Annotated in this window: 16 protein-coding genes and 3 pseudogenes; 13 read left to right on the top strand and 6 right to left on the bottom strand. The window is 69.8% G+C overall.

Features of this window, described 5'->3' with window-relative positions; genetic code table 11:
- Window positions 1–185: 185 nt before the first annotated feature.
- Window positions 186–1,196 (bottom strand): DNA polymerase Y family protein, encoded by a 1,011-nt coding sequence (locus IE275_RS44675; protein WP_189718445.1) that lies wholly within the window; start codon window positions 1,194–1,196, stop codon window positions 186–188.
- 89 nt (window positions 1,197–1,285) lie between these two features.
- Between IE275_RS44675 and IE275_RS44680 the strand changes: the two genes are divergently transcribed.
- The gene (locus IE275_RS44680) at window positions 1,286–1,714 is read left to right on the top strand and encodes a DUF6233 domain-containing protein (protein WP_229871378.1); all 429 of its coding nucleotides are present in this window, start codon (window positions 1,286–1,288) and stop codon (window positions 1,712–1,714) included.
- 307 nt (window positions 1,715–2,021) lie between these two features.
- Entirely contained in the window at window positions 2,022–2,801 is a 780-nt protein-coding gene (locus IE275_RS44685) for a hypothetical protein (protein ID WP_189718446.1), read from the top strand.
- Between the two features lie 998 nt (window positions 2,802–3,799).
- Here IE275_RS44685 and IE275_RS44690 read toward each other — a convergent pair.
- A pseudogene (locus IE275_RS44690) lies at window positions 3,800–3,937 on the bottom strand (LexA family protein); the annotation flags it as partial.
- Between the two features lie 834 nt (window positions 3,938–4,771).
- On the opposite strand from IE275_RS44690, the gene IE275_RS44695 reads away from it, so the two are divergent.
- The 7 genes from IE275_RS44695 (at window position 4,772) to IE275_RS44725 (ending at window position 10,879) form a co-directional block, all read left to right on the top strand.
- The gene (locus IE275_RS44695; RefSeq protein ID WP_189718448.1) at window positions 4,772–4,951 is read left to right on the top strand and encodes a hypothetical protein; all 180 of its coding nucleotides are present in this window, start codon (window positions 4,772–4,774) and stop codon (window positions 4,949–4,951) included.
- Between the two features lie 176 nt (window positions 4,952–5,127).
- On the top strand, window positions 5,128–6,588 hold the full coding sequence (locus tag IE275_RS44700) for a helix-turn-helix domain-containing protein (protein WP_189718449.1): 1,461 nt from the start codon (window positions 5,128–5,130) through the stop codon (window positions 6,586–6,588).
- 466 nt (window positions 6,589–7,054) lie between these two features.
- Entirely contained in the window at window positions 7,055–7,357 is a 303-nt protein-coding gene (locus IE275_RS46635) for a hypothetical protein (RefSeq protein WP_229871380.1), read from the top strand.
- Window positions 7,358–8,708: 1,351 nt separating this feature from the next.
- Window positions 8,709–8,897, top strand: a complete 189-nt coding sequence (locus IE275_RS44710) for a hypothetical protein (protein WP_189718458.1) — start codon at window positions 8,709–8,711, stop codon at window positions 8,895–8,897.
- A complete protein-coding gene (locus IE275_RS44715) occupies window positions 8,897–9,409 on the top strand; it encodes a PIN domain-containing protein (RefSeq protein WP_229871381.1) in 513 nt (170 codons plus the stop codon). Before IE275_RS44710 ends, IE275_RS44715 begins: the two co-directional genes overlap by 1 nt.
- 76 nt (window positions 9,410–9,485) lie before the next feature.
- Window positions 9,486–10,199, top strand: a complete 714-nt coding sequence (locus IE275_RS44720) for an HNH endonuclease family protein (RefSeq protein ID WP_229871382.1) — start codon at window positions 9,486–9,488, stop codon at window positions 10,197–10,199.
- A gap of 137 nt (window positions 10,200–10,336) precedes the next feature.
- Window positions 10,337–10,879: a hypothetical protein gene (locus tag IE275_RS44725; RefSeq protein WP_189718450.1), complete on the top strand. Its 543-nt coding sequence runs from the start codon at window positions 10,337–10,339 to the stop codon at window positions 10,877–10,879.
- A gap of 232 nt (window positions 10,880–11,111) precedes the next feature.
- Here IE275_RS44725 and IE275_RS44730 read toward each other — a convergent pair whose 3' ends face one another.
- A complete protein-coding gene (locus tag IE275_RS44730; protein ID WP_229871384.1) occupies window positions 11,112–11,600 on the bottom strand; it encodes a lamin tail domain-containing protein in 489 nt (162 codons plus the stop codon).
- A 409-nt stretch (window positions 11,601–12,009) separates the two neighbouring features.
- On the opposite strand from IE275_RS44730, the gene IE275_RS44735 reads away from it, so the two are divergent.
- Window positions 12,010–12,663, top strand: coding sequence for a DUF6417 family protein (locus IE275_RS44735; RefSeq protein ID WP_229871386.1), 654 nt, complete (start codon window positions 12,010–12,012; stop codon window positions 12,661–12,663).
- 57 nt (window positions 12,664–12,720) lie between these two features.
- Here IE275_RS44735 and IE275_RS44740 read toward each other — a convergent pair whose 3' ends face one another.
- Entirely contained in the window at window positions 12,721–12,933 is a 213-nt protein-coding gene (locus IE275_RS44740; protein ID WP_189718451.1) for a hypothetical protein, read from the bottom strand.
- Window positions 12,930–13,316: a hypothetical protein gene (locus IE275_RS44745; protein ID WP_189718452.1), complete on the bottom strand. Its 387-nt coding sequence runs from the start codon at window positions 13,314–13,316 to the stop codon at window positions 12,930–12,932. Before IE275_RS44745 ends, IE275_RS44740 begins: the two co-directional genes overlap by 4 nt.
- A gap of 225 nt (window positions 13,317–13,541) precedes the next feature.
- Here IE275_RS44745 and IE275_RS47510 point away from each other — a divergent pair.
- Window positions 13,542–13,745, top strand: a pseudogene (locus IE275_RS47510) (transposase); the annotation flags it as partial.
- Window positions 13,746–13,933: 188 nt separating this feature from the next.
- Window positions 13,934–14,048, top strand: a pseudogene (locus IE275_RS47515) (IS701 family transposase); the annotation flags it as partial.
- A gap of 684 nt (window positions 14,049–14,732) precedes the next feature.
- Here IE275_RS47515 and IE275_RS44755 read toward each other — a convergent pair.
- Window positions 14,733–14,900: a hypothetical protein gene (locus IE275_RS44755; protein ID WP_189718453.1), complete on the bottom strand. Its 168-nt coding sequence runs from the start codon at window positions 14,898–14,900 to the stop codon at window positions 14,733–14,735.
- Window positions 14,901–15,345: 445 nt separating this feature from the next.
- Here IE275_RS44755 and IE275_RS44760 point away from each other — a divergent pair, with 445 nt between their 5' ends.
- Window positions 15,346–16,263 (top strand): trimeric intracellular cation channel family protein, encoded by a 918-nt coding sequence (locus IE275_RS44760; protein WP_189718454.1) that lies wholly within the window; start codon window positions 15,346–15,348, stop codon window positions 16,261–16,263.
- Window positions 16,264–16,395 lie beyond the last annotated feature (132 nt).

Genomic DNA, 16,395 nt, shown 5'->3' on the forward strand with positions numbered 1-16,395 from the left:
ATCCCGCACGGCCTGATCTTCGAGCGGTTCCTCAACCCCGAGCGCGTCTCCATGCCACGGGGCGTACGACTTCCTCCCGACCGCGAAGAAGGCCGCTCACATGTCAAGGACGACAAGGACATGGCGCTGCCTGGCCTTTCCCCGTCCCTGAGTGATCAGCTTGCCGGAGCGGCCGCCGTGGTACGTCAGGAGGCGTGGCGGAAGACGGTGGCGGGGCCGATGACGCCGGGGCCGAACTTGTCGCGGACGCGGTCGACGGCCGCTTCGGCGACCAGGCGTGCCTCGCGGGCGTCGTCGAGGCTGATCTGGCGGGCCACGCGGTCGGCGTCGATGAGGTCCTCGCCCCTGAGGGCGAGGCCGGTGAGCCGGCCGCGTTGCAGGGCGGCGGCGTCCATCAGCCGGTAGGCGAGCAGCAGGAGGTCCTCGTCGTGCGCGGACGGCTCTTTCAGGCGGCCGGTCCTGTCCCAGGTGCCGGTGCCGGTGCCGGCGAACCGGAGTGTCAGGGTGAGCGCGCGGGCCGCCTGCCCGCGGTGGCGCAGCAGCCGCCCCAGGTCCACGACGGTCTTGAGGAGGGCGGCGCGGACGTGGGTACCGTCCAGGGTGTGGCGGGGGAAGGCGTGGCGCACGGTGGCGGTGGCGGGCAGGGCGCGCGGGACGACGGGCCTGGGGTCGATGCCGCGGGCCCGGTCGGCGGCCAGGCGGCCGGCGCGGCCGCCGAGGAGGCGCTGGACGGTGGCGGGCGCGACGGCGGCGAGCAGGCCGACCCGGTGGATGCCGTAGTCGCGCAGGACGGCGGCCTGGCGGGGGCCGATGCCGTGCAGGGCCTCGACCGGCAGCGGGCCGAGCCAGGCGGCGACCTGGTCGGGGCCGACGGCAAGGACACCGCCGGGCGGCGGGATCCGGGCGGAGGCGGTGGCCGCCACGGTGACCGTGGGGCCGATGCCGACGCGGACGTCGGTGCCCAGCCGGGACAGGGCCCGCACGCGCAGGATCTCGCCCAGACGGCGGGCGTCGGCACCGTGATAGCGCAGTGCCCCCTTCAGCTCCACCAGCGCCGCGGTGGGCGGCAGCGCCTGGACGACGGGCGACAGGCCGGCCAGCAGCTCCAGGACCTGCCGGTAGGTCTCCTCCGGCAGCCGGTCCGGGCAGCGCACATGCAGCACCGACGCCCCCTCCGGCTCTGTCCGCGTGGTCATCACAGCCACCTCCCAGCCCCCACCGTATCGAACAAAAAATCGAACACTCAAGGGCGCGAGGCGTGGATCATGAGCATAGAATCAAAAATATGTTCGATGACCTGCCGCCCGATCTGGACCGCCTGCACACCCTGCGGGTGTGGCACGCCATGTGGCTGGCACGTATCGACGCCAAGATCACCGCCGTCCGGCAGCAACAGGCCGAGCAGGAGCGGGGACGCCGCAACCGGCCCCGACAGCCGGAGTGGACCGTCGAACTCGGCATCGGCATCAGCCGCCCACCCGTCCGGGTCCACGCAGGCGACTGCCACATGACCGGCAACCGGCGCCGCCCCGTCGACCGCGACGAAGCACGCCGCCTCCTCACCGCCGGACTGCAGTCCTGCACCCACTGCCAGCCCGACGTAGAGCTCCACATCATCGACTTACCCCGCGGCACCACCCCGGCCTCCCACCACCGTCCCCCGCCGCAAGGACTACACGATGAACACTCCCCCACCCTCGCTCTCAGACCCTGACCCGTCCGCCTTCGTCTGCCTGGGCAGCCACGTCGGGCCCTGCGCCGTATGCCAGCGCAAGACACACAAGTACGGCCACGGCGGCAGCCCGCTGTGCACGTGGTGCATGACGCCCGCCCTGGAGGGCTGGGGGCCGACCGCACGCTTCACCAGCACCCGCAGCTGACCGGTCAGCAGAGCCAGTTCCGTCACGGGCAGCCGATGAAGGAACGGCGCCAGCTCGCCGGGGATGCGCAGGGTCATGGTGCCGATAGGTACCTGGGACCCGCTCCTTCCGGCGCGGCCGGTGAGGGACACAATCTGCACTATGTCAGAGACACTCAGGTCGGAGACCTTCTGGACCGCCGTCGGGGCGCTCGGCACCATGCTGGCCCTCTTCGTTGTGGCGTGGCAGTCGGTCCTCACCCGCGCTTCGCTGAGGATCACCCGGCAGATGGCAGCGGACTCGATCCGCAGCCGTCTGGACTCCCAGGCTCCGGAGGTCACGCTCGCCCTCGACGATCCGATCTGGGAGCCGCAAGCGTGGAACTCCACGGGGATGCCCTGCGGCAGCTGGCCTCCAGGGCAGACATGGCACTTTCCCGAGCAGCAGGACGGCTCCAACCGGCTGGTACTCCAGCAGATCGCGGTCGTGCAGAACCTCAGTCAGCGGCGGGTGCAGGTTCGGTGCGAGGGCGACCTGGTTGTGGCAGACAACGACAACAGGCCCGTTCGCGCAGGGGTGTTCCTGGTGGATCCGGGCGGCAGAAGCCCTGAGCTCTATCTCCAGCGGGATTTCACCATCAAGCAGCTCGCGGACAACCACGCCGCCCGTGAAAGCGGCCGGGAACTCCCTCACCGGGCCGTCGCCAGCGTGACAGTGGAGGACGACCGCGACAACGGCACCACCGACCGGTGGGACCTGCTGCTGACCGGCTGCCCGGTCGAGCCGGTCGCCGGCCGGGACGCTCTGTGGACCATCGCGCCCTATCACCTCACCGAAGGCCCGGGGCTGCGCACCCTGACCTACAGCCGACTGCCGTCACGTCAGCGCATCCACTGGATCTCGCGCATCGCCGACGCACGGGTGCCTCTGGACGGTGCATAGCGCCCTTGCCCGCACGCTCCGAACGTTCCCGGGTTTCCCCTGCGGTCAAGAGTGAGGCCTGACCGCAGGGGCTGGATCCGGCGTTCCTAGTCCTCGTTGGGAGGCTCCTCTTGCCATGCTTTTCGGGCTCGATGCAAAGAACGAAAGACCTCTGGCAGCTGATCAAGGATGCCTTTGACGGCGAAGAGGAGAACCGATACCACGCCTGCTCCAGCGAGGACAGTAAGAACGGCAGCGTCGCCCACCGGTCATGACCCTTCCCTTGTGGATGGTCAAACCGATGCGCACGGCAAGTGCAGTTCGACCACCAAGTACGTGGACAGAACTGACTTCCTGCCGACACCAAGAGTTCAGGCGCTCGGCTAAGCCCGAGCTGGCTTACTGCGGCACAGCATGCAGGGCAAGGCCCTGCGGGTTTTACCACCGCTCCCCCGGCCGCCCTGTGTCGGGGGCATCACCGGCTTCGCGAAGGCCTTCCTGGCACCCCAGCATTGCGCCGGGCCGCCCAGGGAGCGGACAGTCCGAGCATTGCGCTCGAACTGAGATTGCTCGGAACGTAGCACAACTCCCCGTAGCTGACAGACCGGTTGGCGTAACACGGGGGCCATGCGCTATGGGAGAGGTGCACTCCGTCACGGCAACCGCGAAGGTCTCGGGAATCGTGTGGCCGACGGGCAACAGCGCTGTCGTGATGCGTGCTGGCTCCGGCACCCCTTACACGACGGCCTCAGGCAAGACGGACTCGCCGACCTACGGCACACCTACAACCGGACTTCCGCCAACCAGGCCTGGGGCCGCTACCGGATCACCGCGACATCCGCCTTGACGAACGACTGGCAGGTGACCACCGGCGGTGATGTACAGGCTGGCCAGCTCACCCAGACCCGCCAGACCCAGATCCAGGTCCCCCTCCTGGAGCTCCAAGTCCTCAACCAAGACAGGAAACTTCCCGGTGTCCTGATGATGGAAACTGACGTGCATCGGGCATGTGGCTTCGGCTAGCGGAGCAGGCGGCAGGTCCGCCAGCCGCGGCCGTCACGCACCAGGGCGCCGCGCGTCTCCAGGTTCCTCAGGTGGTAGACGACGGACGCGGGACTGGTCATCCCGACCTCCCGCGCCAGCTCGCGCACCGAGAGCGCCTCGCCCCGGTCCCCGGATCGCGTGTCGGATGCGGGCGAGGAACTCCTCCTCCCGCACGATCAGGTACTCCGGACGCCGGTTCACCGACCGCACTCCCCCGCCCGGGCCCGGCGGCGCAGCTCCGCACGGGCCGTCGGCACTCCCGCGGCCGGGTGCGAGCTCGCGCCGACAGGCCGCGGCACCGACCGCGCAGCGCCTGAATTCCCGCTCCCGAGAAGGCCCTCACCGATACCGGCCAGAGCAGACCGCCTGTGGGCAGTGCACTGCCCACACATGCCGGCAACCATCCAGGCTGGCACGCCGTCGCAGCGCTGATCGTGACGGGCTTCATGCGTGACATGAAATTGCAAGCTGCGGATCGTGTTACTGCCGCCCGGCGACCGCATTGAGACCGACTCTGGCCGTGCGACTTCAGTCAAGGGCAAGTTTCTTGCCCTTCATGATTCCACCCTGGCGTCATGTGTCGGAAATTGACAGATGTTTTTACGCGAAAGAATCAGGCCATGGCTGACACGCTGAGCAACGGAAGTCAGGCAGATTTCGGCTGTGACCGGAACGAAAGTCGTCCGTCCTGGGGCAACCCGGATTTTGACCTAGAGTGCGCCAAATGGGTGATTAGCCTATCGCACTGTGTGTCGGTAGCTCCACCCTCAGGTGCGTGCGGGACCTCGCACTGCGTCTACCAAACCCTGTTCGAAGTCCCGCACGCCGTCGACTACACAGAGGAGTGCCCTATGGGGCGACCTACCCCCCGGCGTCGCCGAGCTAAACGGCCTTCAGGCCGCTTCACTCATGACAAGCGTAATGGCCGTAACGAAATCTTTCGTTACGTGAACCGGTTTGTCACGCACTCAGTCGGTGCGTTCATCGGCATCTTGTTCATCGGGTACGTGCTGATTTTCCGGCCGTCCGTTCAGGTAACGGTCTCCCAGGAAGCCGTATATGCCTTCGGCGGTGTGCTTTCCGGCGCCGCGTTCAGGGTCCTGCGTCTGCGCCGTCACCGGCGCTGACAGGCACAGGGCGGCAGGAGTCCCGGGCCACCGGGACTCCTCTCCCCGCCCCAGGCGGACTGAGCCCGCCCGTCACCGGGCTCAGTCCGCCGCGTGTGACGAAACCCGGGGAAGTTCGGCTGTATCAACGCCGGAAACCCCCCTCTGAACCCTTTTCGTTACGGGATGGAAGCACCGTGAGTGACACATGTGAGTTCTGCGGTTCCGCTCTCACCGCGGGGCCGGGAAGAGGCCGGCCCCGGAAGTACTGCGGGGACGCCTGCCGCCAGGCCGCCCACCGCCGCCGTCTGCTCGACCACACCGCACCCCGCTCCACCACCGCGCAGCCCGCACCGGCACCGACGCTCCCCGAGCCGCGGCCGTTGCCGCGCAGCTGCCCTGCACCCCGCCCTGCGGCACCCGGGCCGGCCGCGGGGGAAGTGATCCTCACGGAGATCGCGAAGGACATACAGGACGGTGCGCGCGATCTCGCGCGGCTCATGCCCACCGCCGATGGGGAAGAGCCCCTGCGGCGGATCGCCCAACTGCACGAGCAGCTCGACGGCCTGACGGCAGCGGTCGTCGGCCGGGCCCGCTACCGGCGCGTCACGTGGGCCACCATCAGCTCCATCCTGCGCGTCAGTGAGGACACCGCCCGCCACCGCTACACCGAGCGGTACATCACGCGCCGTCTCGCCCGCTTCAACCGCTCCGAAGCCACACTCCCCTCCCTCGCCGGTCTCTTCACCGCCACCGCCGGGCACATCGCCGAGCCCCCGGGCGATGCCGCCTCCGGCAGCGACACCGCGGGCGAAGCAGGCGATCCGGGCCCCGAACGCGGCCCTGACCAGACCACCCCGAGCGAACCGTCGGGAGCGGCGTTCAACCGTCTCGCCCCGATCCTGTCCATGCTGATCCGCACCGCCCAGCTCTCGAACAAGGAGGTGAGCAGCCGCATCGGGTGCTCCGCCTCCTATCTGTCCCGGATGCTGTCCGGCGAACGGGTGCCGACCTGGACCCTCACCCGCAAGTTCGCCCAGGCCTGCGGGGCCGACCCGGAAGTCCTGCGGACCGTCTGGGAGTCGGAAAAGCTCAGCGAGAGGAACCGGGCACCGGCCCCTGTGGACGCGGACGAGCCGCCCCTGCCCGCGGCCGAGCAGCTGCGCACCGCGGTCCGCACGCTGCACCTGCGCGCGGGACGCCCCGCGCCGAACGACGTCGCGGTCGCCAGCCGGTGGCTGCTGAGCACCGGCACCGTCGCCTCCATCCTCGAGGCCACCGTCCTGCCGCCCCAGGACGTCCTGGAGACCTTCGTCCGCATCCTCGGAGGCGACGTCAGACGCTTCAGCCAGCTCCTGGACAACGCCCGCGCGGAAGCCACCCCGCACCCGGCACGCCGCCAGCCCCCCACACGGCCCCCGTCCGCACCGGCATCCGCCCGGCCCGACCACCCCGGCACCCACCAGCCCGGCCAGGACACACACCCCGCCCAGCCGGTCGGCGCGGACGCCGTCATGAAAACGTTCAGCAAAGTGCTCACCGAAGACCGGACCGTCGAGGACGGCCGCGCCCGCCTCCTGCACAAACTCGCCCGGCAACACGACACTCCCCCTCCACCGCCCTCCACCCCCCGCCACAGACGGCACGGGACACACTGAGAACCAGGTGCGCTCGACAGCTCGGCGTGCTGCCGGACGCGCCCTGCCGGAAAAGTCGCCGGAGCATGTGGCGGTGCCCGGGGCTCACGTGGAAACCGTCGTGGTCGACGGTCAGGAACACGCTGTGAAATTGGGTGTGGGGGTGATGAATGTGAAGGGGCGCAGGGCCGGGCTGAGCGCGGACCGGCTCGCCCGCCTTGCCGCTCTCGGTCTCGACTGGGCTGCGTGAGGCCGGGATGTGGAGCGCTGAGGATCTCGCCTGGGACACGGTCCGCCGCCAGGGCCGCCACGGACTGACCGCCGGGCAGGTCGCGGACGAAGCAGGCGAGGCTGCGCGGCGTGAGCGCGAGACCCGCCGGCAGCCGGCGGCCGCGCCCGCCGGCCGGGAACCGTACGACGGTGACCCCGAGCACCTGGCGAGGTATGGGCGGTCCGGCATGCCGAGTGGCGGCGCGTCGCCGCCTGGATGAGCACCACCGGCCGGGCCGTCTATGACCCCGCCGAGGACGGCGAGGGCGCCGCGTGGGCGGACGAGCGCGAGGAGCGACGGCAGGGCGCTGCACTGCGGCGGGCCATGTGGGGGCAGGAACGGCAGGGCGCACGGGACGAGCTGCGGGCGCGGGTGTGGCTGTCGGCGGACGCCAGCCGCCAGCTGCGCGCGGTCGTGGCGGGCCGGGCCGGCTTGTCCCCCGAGCAGGTCCTGGCCCAACTCGCCGACCGGGCCCGCGTGGACGATGCCGGTGCTGTGCTGGATCCGTTCGTCCTCTAAGCTCCCGGGTGCCGGCTACCCCGGTCTGGCGTGGGTACCGGGCACTACGTGTGGGGGGCGGCGTTCTGGGGGAACACCGCCCCCCACACGCATGTCAGTGGGCGGCATCCGGTCTGGGGTCACATGGTCGGAACCCGAGGCGAACGTGCCCCTGCTGCCGCCGCACGGCAGCCCGTGGCGTGCGGTCGCGAGGCAGTGCACCTTCCACGAGCCGTCGAACCGCCCGCGGACCATCGCCGAATTCCTCGACCTGGTCGAGCGCGAGATGGCCTCGCCCCCAGAGCTGCCCATCACGCGGGCCCAGCAGCTCGTACGGGAAGCCAGGACGGGGACACCGCGGCAGCAAGCCGGCTGCTCGCGCTGGCTGCCGACCACAGCGGCAACTACGAGCTGTACCTGGACGCCCTGCCGCACCTGGACATGGACCTCGCCGCACCGCTCCTGCTCGCGAACACCGAACCGGCCCTCACCCTGGTCCAGGCGATGACCGGGCATGTCCAGGGCGACGGCACCGGCTGGACCCACTGGAACGAATCCAAGAGAGCCATCGCGTGGCTTCGCGGCGTCGCCCGCCACGCCGCCCAGGAAGAGCACTGGGATCTGCTGGAGGATGCGGCCCGCGGCATGTGCACCTGGGACGAGGCATCCAACGAGTTCGACCAGCAGAACGCCACCCGGGACTGGCTGCGCCGGCTGTACGGCCAGGCCGCACAGATCGTCGCCGGTGTACTGCGGGAACACCCCGCAAGCCGCACGCTACTACTACGAGCTGACCACCGTGCGCTCCGTGGACACGGTCATCCGCGGCGCCATCACCTCCGCAACCAGCCGCTGACCGCTGCGGCGATCGTCCGCGGGGCCCGTACACGTGCCAGGCGCCATACAGCTGCGCCGCGGAGCAGATGCCGCCCGGGCCGTACGGTGCGGCACATGTGTTCTCGCCGGAACTGGACGGAGCCCGTGCCGTACGTGCCGGCCCTTGGTCCTGTCCTCCCCGGCACCCCCATCCCCGAGTCGAGCCACGGCACCACCGTCGTCACCACGGCGCTGCCACCTGCTGGCGGCAGCCCTCGAAAAGGGCAGTACCGGCCGCGCTCCAGGCTGGCGGCGGAGGGTGGGCTGTCCAAAGGGCCCCTCTGCTCGGCGTACCCGGGGGCCGTGCAGGCCCCGGGGGCGGCTGGCGGCAGCCTTCCACATGCCACAGCTCTCCGGCGCCCGGCCGCGCGCCTGACACGGCCGGGCCCTTCACGGGCAGGCCGTTCCGGGCGGCTCCTCCGATGGGAAGGCGGACCAGTGGGGCGAGCGCGGCGGCCCGGCAGACGCCCCGCTCTCCTTCTCGGGACGCGCGCCGGTGGGGTGCACCGGCGTTCCTCTACAGGACACGCCGACCAGGGCCGAGTACGCCGAGCGTGCCGAGCTGGCCCGCGCGGAGCTCACCGCCGCGCTGGGGCTGGCGTCCAGCGTGGAGGCCGAGGCGAAGGCCCGCGCGCTGCTGGAGCGCCTGGGCGGGGCGCACCACGGGTCGCAGCCGGCCGCGTAGTGGCGGCGATCTCGGTTGTCCTGGACCACACGACCGCTGCGGCGCTGTACGACCCGAAGGATCCGTTCAACGAGACGGTCGCCGCGTTCTACGTGCAGGCCTCCGGCGGAGCGCCGGTACTGTCGCTGACGGCCAGCGACGCCGAACTGCTCGGCTACGTCAAGGGGCTGCGGTTCATCCGGATCGCGGCGTTCGATACCGATGCCGCGGTCACCGCCACCGGATTGCTGCGGTTCGGGCACTCCTGGGCCGCCGTCCACGCGGCCCGCCCCTCAGTCGCACACCTGAGCGGCCGGTTTCTGCTCACGCTGACACCCAAGGCGTACGCGGGCACCAGCTGCAGGCCGTCCACCCCAGCCAGTAACCGACCGGGAAACGGCCGCGCTCGGGCCGTCCGGCCTCCGCCTCGACGACGCCTGCCGGCTGTCCGCACGGGCCCGCGACGAACGACGGCCCGGAAAACGCCCTCGCGACGTCCCGCCCCGACGCCGCTGTGGCGTTTCTGCAGGTGAACTTCCCGCGCCCGGTCGGACGAGTCCAGGCCCCGCCACCCGCCCGGATCCGGCCGCAGGCGCTACAACCCGGGATGTGATCAAGAAGCTGCTGTCCCTCGCGCCCGTCCTGGCCCTCTCGACGGTGCCGCTCGCGGCCCCCGCCACGGCCGCACCCCTGCGACCCACCACCCAGCCGGCCGGGGCCGTCGCCGCGCGCGCCCCGCAGGCCGCCCAGGACGTGCCGCTGTTCCAGGCCCTGGAGTGGCTCGGCGAAGCCCCCGAGAGGCGGGACGGCTACAGCCGGGAGCTGTTCAAGCACTGGAACCGGGGCCTGAACCCGACGGACGGGTGTGACACCCGCCGGGAGGTGATCCTCGCGGAGGCGAAGCAGGGCCCGGAGGTCGGCGCGCGGTGCGCGCTGTCGGGGGGCCGCTGGTTCTCCGAGTACGACCAGACGTGGGTGACGTCGGCGTCCTCCCTGGACGTCGACCACATGGTCCCGCTGGCCGAGGCCTGGGACTCCGGCGCCTCGACCTGGACGGCCGCCCGCCGCGAGGCATACGCCAACGACCAAGGGGCACCGGCCTCGCTGATCGCGGTCTCGGGCAGCTCCAACCGCTCCAAGAGCGACAAGGACCCAGCCGACTGGCTGCCCGTCGAGGCGTTCCGGTGCGAGTACACCGGGGCGTGGGTGGCCACGAAACTGCGCTGGCAGCTGCCCGCCGACCCGGCCGAACGCGACGCCCTCACCCGCCTCGCGGAGACCTGCCCCGACACCACCGTCACATACGAGCAGGCGCCGCAGTAGGCGTGGTCGGGCGCGGGAGACCGCCGACGCGTGTCCTGGGACAGGCGTCGGCGGTCTTCCCGGCCGCTCTTCCCCTGCATGCCCGCTTGTCCGCCCTGGTCGTCACGAGCCGTCTGGCGGTGAGGACGGAGGACGTCTTGACCGATCCCGATGAGCCGGTGCGATGGCGCGGGCTCGCCCCGGGGGGTACGCGGGCCGCTGCCGAAGCGACCCAGTTCATTGCGGCTCCGCTTCTCGCCGGAGCCGCCATCGCGACGATCGGGGTGGTGGCGGGTGCCGACGGCGCGCAGTTCAGGTGGCCGGGGCCGGCCATGCTGGCGCTGACCGTGGCGGCCATCTCGCTCGTGACAGGAATCCAGCTCGCCCTGCGGGCCCGCCACTACCTGTACAGCAAGGCTGAAGTCGAAGAATGGCACGGCCCGCTGGTGCCTTCTGTCGAGCAGCTCCACGCCCGAGAACAGGCGCTGCATCTGATGGCCTGGCGTAACTGGTACGTCCGGTCGTACCTGGCCTACAACGTCGGGGTGGCCCTGCTCGGAGTGGGTGTTCTCGCGCTCCTCGCTCCCGCTGAACACGCCTCCGTGGCACACAGTGTGTGCCGCTGGATCGCCGTGACAGCGGTCGGTGCCGCAGTGCTCGTCCATGTCGCCACCTTGTACCGCCCGTCCAGGCGCCGGTGACCGGCACGGCAGCCACACCACTCAGCGGCGCCGCGCGCCGCCAGGCGGGCCCGACGCGACGCCCTGGCCCGCCTGGCCGAGACCTGCCCCGACACCACGGTCAGCTACCAGCAGGTACCGCAGTAGCCCGGCGAGCACGTGCACGAAGCGGCGCACCGTCTGGCAGAACGGTGCGCCGCCTCTCGGGTGTCAGGCCGGCCGCACCATCGCGCGGCCGGCCCCCGCACCGAGGTCAGTGCCGGCTGCCGCCGCCGTGGTGGTGGTCGTAGCCCCAGGACTCCTCGTCGATGACGCGGCCGCGGTGGTTGCTCAGGGTGGCGGTGTCGTGGTCGTTGTTCCACACGTACTGGCGCCGGTCCTGGTAGAGGTCGGTGCGGGTGTCGCGGCCCTCACCGGTGTGGATGCGGACCGTGGCGCGGCCGGCCAGCCGGTAGCCGTCGAAGGTGTAGGTGCGGCCGGACTCGTCCTCGAGGGTCCAGCCATCGAGGTTGACCGCGCGGCGGGTGGTGTTGGTGAGTTCCACCCACTCCTTGTTCAGCGAGCGGTTGGAGCGGTCGTCGCGTCCCGGGGAGTCGTACTGGACGGCGGAGATCTCCACCTTCGGGCGCTCGGGCCGGCGGTCGGCGGCGGAGGCCGGCAGCGCCACCGCCGAGACCACGGCACCCGCTGCGAGCGCGGCGGCGACCAGACGGCGGGCGGAGACAGAAGCAGAAACGGACAAGAAGTCCCCCAGATGGTACGGGCACCCTCCCCCAAGCGACCTGTACAAGCGCCGAGGGGAGCAGGTGCGGTGTGCGGGTGGCGGCCGGACCGGCCGCGCAGACACAGCTTGTCCACGCGGTGCGGGTCTTGAGGGGGAAACATGGAGTGTGTTACCTGTTGCCCATATTTCCGTGACTCTCGAATGCACCATCCATGAATGCCGGATGTGCACCATGTTGACGGCACGACAGGCCTCGCACCCTTGCCCGCGTTGGCCGCTCCCCTGCCCCCGCCACCCCACGCCACCCCAGGACCGACCGGGCCGTCACCCGAAAGTGAGTAACAGCCCAGCAGCCGGCCCGGCCGTGACGTCGACGGTCCAGCGCCTGTTGAGCCGGACCAGGACAGGTGTGCGCGGGAGGGGAACTATGGCCGCCGAGGAGAAGACTCTCGATCTGCTGAGGACCGTGGAGGCGCGCCGGCGCAGGGCGGAGCACGGCTGGGCGGTGGACGCGGTGCTGACGCCGGTGAAGCAGCGTGTGCTCAATCTCGCCGACCGCGGCCTGCTCGAACTCGCCGACCGGGAAGAGAGGGCGGCACTCTCCGCATGGGAGGGCCGGCCCGTGAGGTGGGCGGCCCGCCTGGCGCCCGACGGGCACGACCTCCTCCTCTACGCCGCCTCCCGCCCCCGGCACACCCCACCCGCGCCCGCAGACAGCCCCGGTCCGGGGCGTCGGCGCATCGAGCTGTGCCTGTCCCAGATGGCAGCCCTGTGGCAGGCCGTCGGCCTCGGCGCGCGCCTGCGGCGGCCGCTCGCCGACGGTCTCACCGACCAGGTCCGCACCGCATGTTGCGACCACCGGGTGAAGCGGTGGGTCTTGCACCTGACCGACGACCAGATCAGGTCTGTGGCGTACGTGTTCTGGCTGCACAAGACAACCGGCTCCGCCCTCGAGGCCAACCGCTTCGCCCGCGACACCGGCATCACCCACCGACCCGCCCCCGCCCGGCGCACCGCGATCCCCGAATCCGCACCGCTCCTGCACCGCCCACCGTCAGCCGCACCCGATCACCACACCTGACGGGAACGCGGGTGAGCGTCGTCCGGACGGCCCGTCGCGCCCCGCGGCGCGGCGCCCTCAGGCGGCGCGGGATGAGGTGTTGAGCCGTTTCCACGGGCCGGTGTAGGCGGCACCACATCCGGTGCAGCGGGCGAGGTAGAGGGCGGAGGCGGGGGTGTGGGCGGGCGCGGACACGACCGGGTGGACGGTGCCCTCGATGACGGCTGTCAGGGCGGGCCAGGCCGGCAGACAGGCGCAGGCTGTCGCAGCGCTCTCATGGTGGTCGGTCATGAGGGCTCCGGCGGGGCAGCCGGGGGGCGTGCGCGGCGGCTGTCGGGTGTGCGGCCGATCCGGTCGGCGACGGTCTGGATCTCGCCGGGGCCGTAGGCGGTGCGGATGCCGGAGGGGGTCATGCCGGCGGCCCGGGCGAGGGGTTCGAGCTTGTAGGGACGGTCGCCGTGGAACTCCCGTCCGTAGGCCAGGAGGTGGCGGATCTCGCGGTCGGCGGCCTCGCGGGCCGCACGGGCGTCGCCGAGAGCGATCAGCACAGGGTCCTCGTCCAGGTCGTCGCGCTGCGCCTCCAAGGCGAACGCGTAGTCCGCGCGGGCCTGTTCGGCCTCCGCGAGAGCCTCGGGGTAGAGCTCCTGCGGCGTGACGTCACCGGGCTGCGGCACAGGGACACGGATAGCTGCAAGGTCACCGATCAAATCCATGAATACGACGGTCTCAAAAAACTGAGGCAAGCGCAATACTGTTCGAAGGTCGGGGAGTTGACCGTGCGGGAGACAGCATGGGCCGAGGCCGGCACCTGGTACGGACCGTATGAACGCCTCCGTGCGCGAACTGCTGAGCCCGGTGGGCCGCAAGAACCGCAGGCTCGCCGAGTACGCCAGCCTGCCACCCCGGACGGACTCCAGCACTTGCTGTCCCACAGCCGGTGGGACGCCGACCGCCTCCGAGGCGACCTGCAGACCTATGCTGCGGAGCAGCTCGGCACGCCAGATGGTGGTTTGATCATCGACGACACCGGCTTCGTCAAGAAGGGCATCACCTCAGCCGGGGTTCATCGGCAATACTCCGGGACCGCAGGCCGGACCGAAAACGACTGGGCGGCGGCCCGCCTGCCCTCCGTCTGGGAGTTCGACGGCGACGAGCCCACCCGGCAGCGGTGGATGCTAGCCCGCCGCAGCATCGCCAAGCCTGACGAAATCGCCTTACCTGGCCAGTGCGCCGTTGGACGCTACCGTCGCCGACCTGGTCCGCATCGCGGGGCTGCCGCTGGAAGACCGAGGAGGGCTTCCTGAGCGCGAAGAACGAGTGCGGGCTGAATCAGTACGAGGTCCGCCGTTACGTCGGCTGGTACCGGCACATCACGCTCGTCATGGTCGCGCACATTTTCCTCGCGGCGATGACCGTCCAGGAACGCGAAAGGGGTGATGCGACCGACACACCCGACCTCGTGACCTCACCCCGGCAGAAATTCGCCGTCTGCTGGCAGTTGAGCCCCGTCACCGCCCTCCACGACGTGAGCAGCGGGTGGCTGGTCGGACTGGAGGCGTCGCCACCAAGCACGCGCCCAGCGCTGTCACTGCATGCGGCGCGGTCACACGTTTGTGGGCGGGCCGACAAGTCCGTCCCGCACCCGACCTCACCCCGCTACACTCCTCACACTCAAGCCGTTGACCAGCGGTAACGGAGAAGTCCGGCTGGAGTACTAGACCACATGCTCCGAACTCGGAGATTTACCAGGGAAGTTGCTACATCTCCCGCTCGAATTGCCACATCCCAGGTCAGCAACATGATCAAATCAGAGATGGTCACATAGTTGCATTTCACTTGGGCTGACTAGATCCTGTCGATGCAACTGCCGCATCCGGGGTCAGAGACCTATTGGTGTGGCAACTGCACAGGTATGTGACGCCCCCGAACAGCCAAAACACTCGCATCCCCCGCTGAAACATACTGACGCCAGCCGCTGCAACTCACACGTCGCCCATCGCTCTGAACGCAAGGACATCGTGACACGTATTTCTGGCCAAGGGATCACACCACCAACCCTCTCGCCCTTGTCCACGGAGGAACCGTGACCACTACGCTCGCAGGAGCCCGCGCCGCTCCCCCGCCGCCGCGCCGCCGCTCGCTGTCTGGACGGGCGCGGTGCCCGTCGTCTGGTTGTGGTGGATGAGCACCCCGTTCATTGCCGACACCAACGGGAAGATCCTCAACGCCAGCAGATCACCGGACTGCTCGCCAACCACCTCACTGCGCTGGTCATGCTGCAGATGTACGCATGTCCACCCTGGAGCGGCTGGGGCGCCCGTCGGCAGGCCATGAGCGCCCGCTACATGCTCAGCCTGGTCATCGCCCGCTTCTTGCCATGTCGGGCCACGCACTGCAGAAGGCAAGTCGCTGGGCGACACCGTCCCGCAGGCCGTCGACTCCATCACTCAGCTGCTTGTAACCGGCTTCATCTCGATCGGCGGGATCTGCCGCCGGATTACGTAGGACGCCTGCTATCACGCACACCTGCTCCACATACGCTGCAGCGTTCCTGACGTTCTGGCACCAGAAGTGCATTCCCTGGGAGCCCGTTGACGCAGACCGCTATAGGTCGGTGACTTCCGCCTGCTACCCGCGCGGGCCGGACCAACGCCCGCGCTTGGGCGGTAGGGCTAACTCCACGACTGAAGTGAGCCAACTCTCATGCAGGAACTGACCAGTCCGGCATTGCAGTACTTCCTCGATCTACTTGGTATCTTCGGCGGCGCGTTATCAGGCGCCTATCTCAGCGTACGAAAAGACTTCAACCTCTTCGGGACTCTAGTCCTCGCAGAGGCCGCAGGACTAGGCGGAAGCCTGATCCGGGACCTGATCCTGGACGTCCCGCCGATTGCGTTCACCGATCCGGGGTATCCCCTTGCCCCGCTCGCCGCAGCGTACATAGCGTATCGAGGCAGAGCCCTGCAGCAACAGCCCTATGTCTTCGAGGTGCTGGACGCGGTCGGTCTGGGCCTGTTCAGCGTGACCGGCACAATCAAGGGCCTTGTAAACGGCATGAACGTCGTCCCTTCGACCGCGCTGGGCGTCATCTCCGCCATGGGAGGAGGCATCCTGGCCAACACGATGGCGCGGGAACTTCCGCCCCTTCTGTGCTGGGACAGTGATCTATACGCCCTTCCCTCGATCACCGGTGCGGGAGCGACTGCCGCACTACATCTGACGGGGACACTAACCATAACTACGGCAACTTGCGCGGCACTGGCAGCGTTCACCTTCCGCCTGATGGCTGTGCACTTCCACTGGCGCCCGACTCGCTCGGCCGCCTGGCGGACTTCGCAAACGCCACTGTTTCTCGCCACGGACGCCGCTGTTCCTCAGACGCGCCCATCACACACGGACTTCGCAAACGCCATGTGCCTGAGGAGTGTTCCCCACGCACGTGGCCGGAGAAGAAGGCAAGGCCGCCCGACAGGCTCCGCCGACACAACGGTGGCCCAGCTGCCCCGTTCCGGCCCGGCTCAGACATGGGGTTCCGTCGAGCCGCCGCTCTTTGTCACGGGTCCGTCGCGGCCCGCCACGCCCGCCAGTGCAAGAACAGTCAAGCGACGCCATGCGAAATAGTCGAGTTCGGGCTGATCTCCGATCCATATCGGGCGCGGTGGTTGAGCACAGGCCAGTTATGTCTGTGACCTCCAGCGCTAGAGGTTGTCCCGTATGGGGTGTGAGTTATCCAGTGAGGGCCAGGTTGTGGAG

The sequence above is a fragment of the Streptomyces phaeofaciens genome, from assembly GCF_014648915.1.
Classification (GTDB): domain Bacteria; phylum Actinomycetota; class Actinomycetes; order Streptomycetales; family Streptomycetaceae; genus Streptomyces; species Streptomyces phaeofaciens.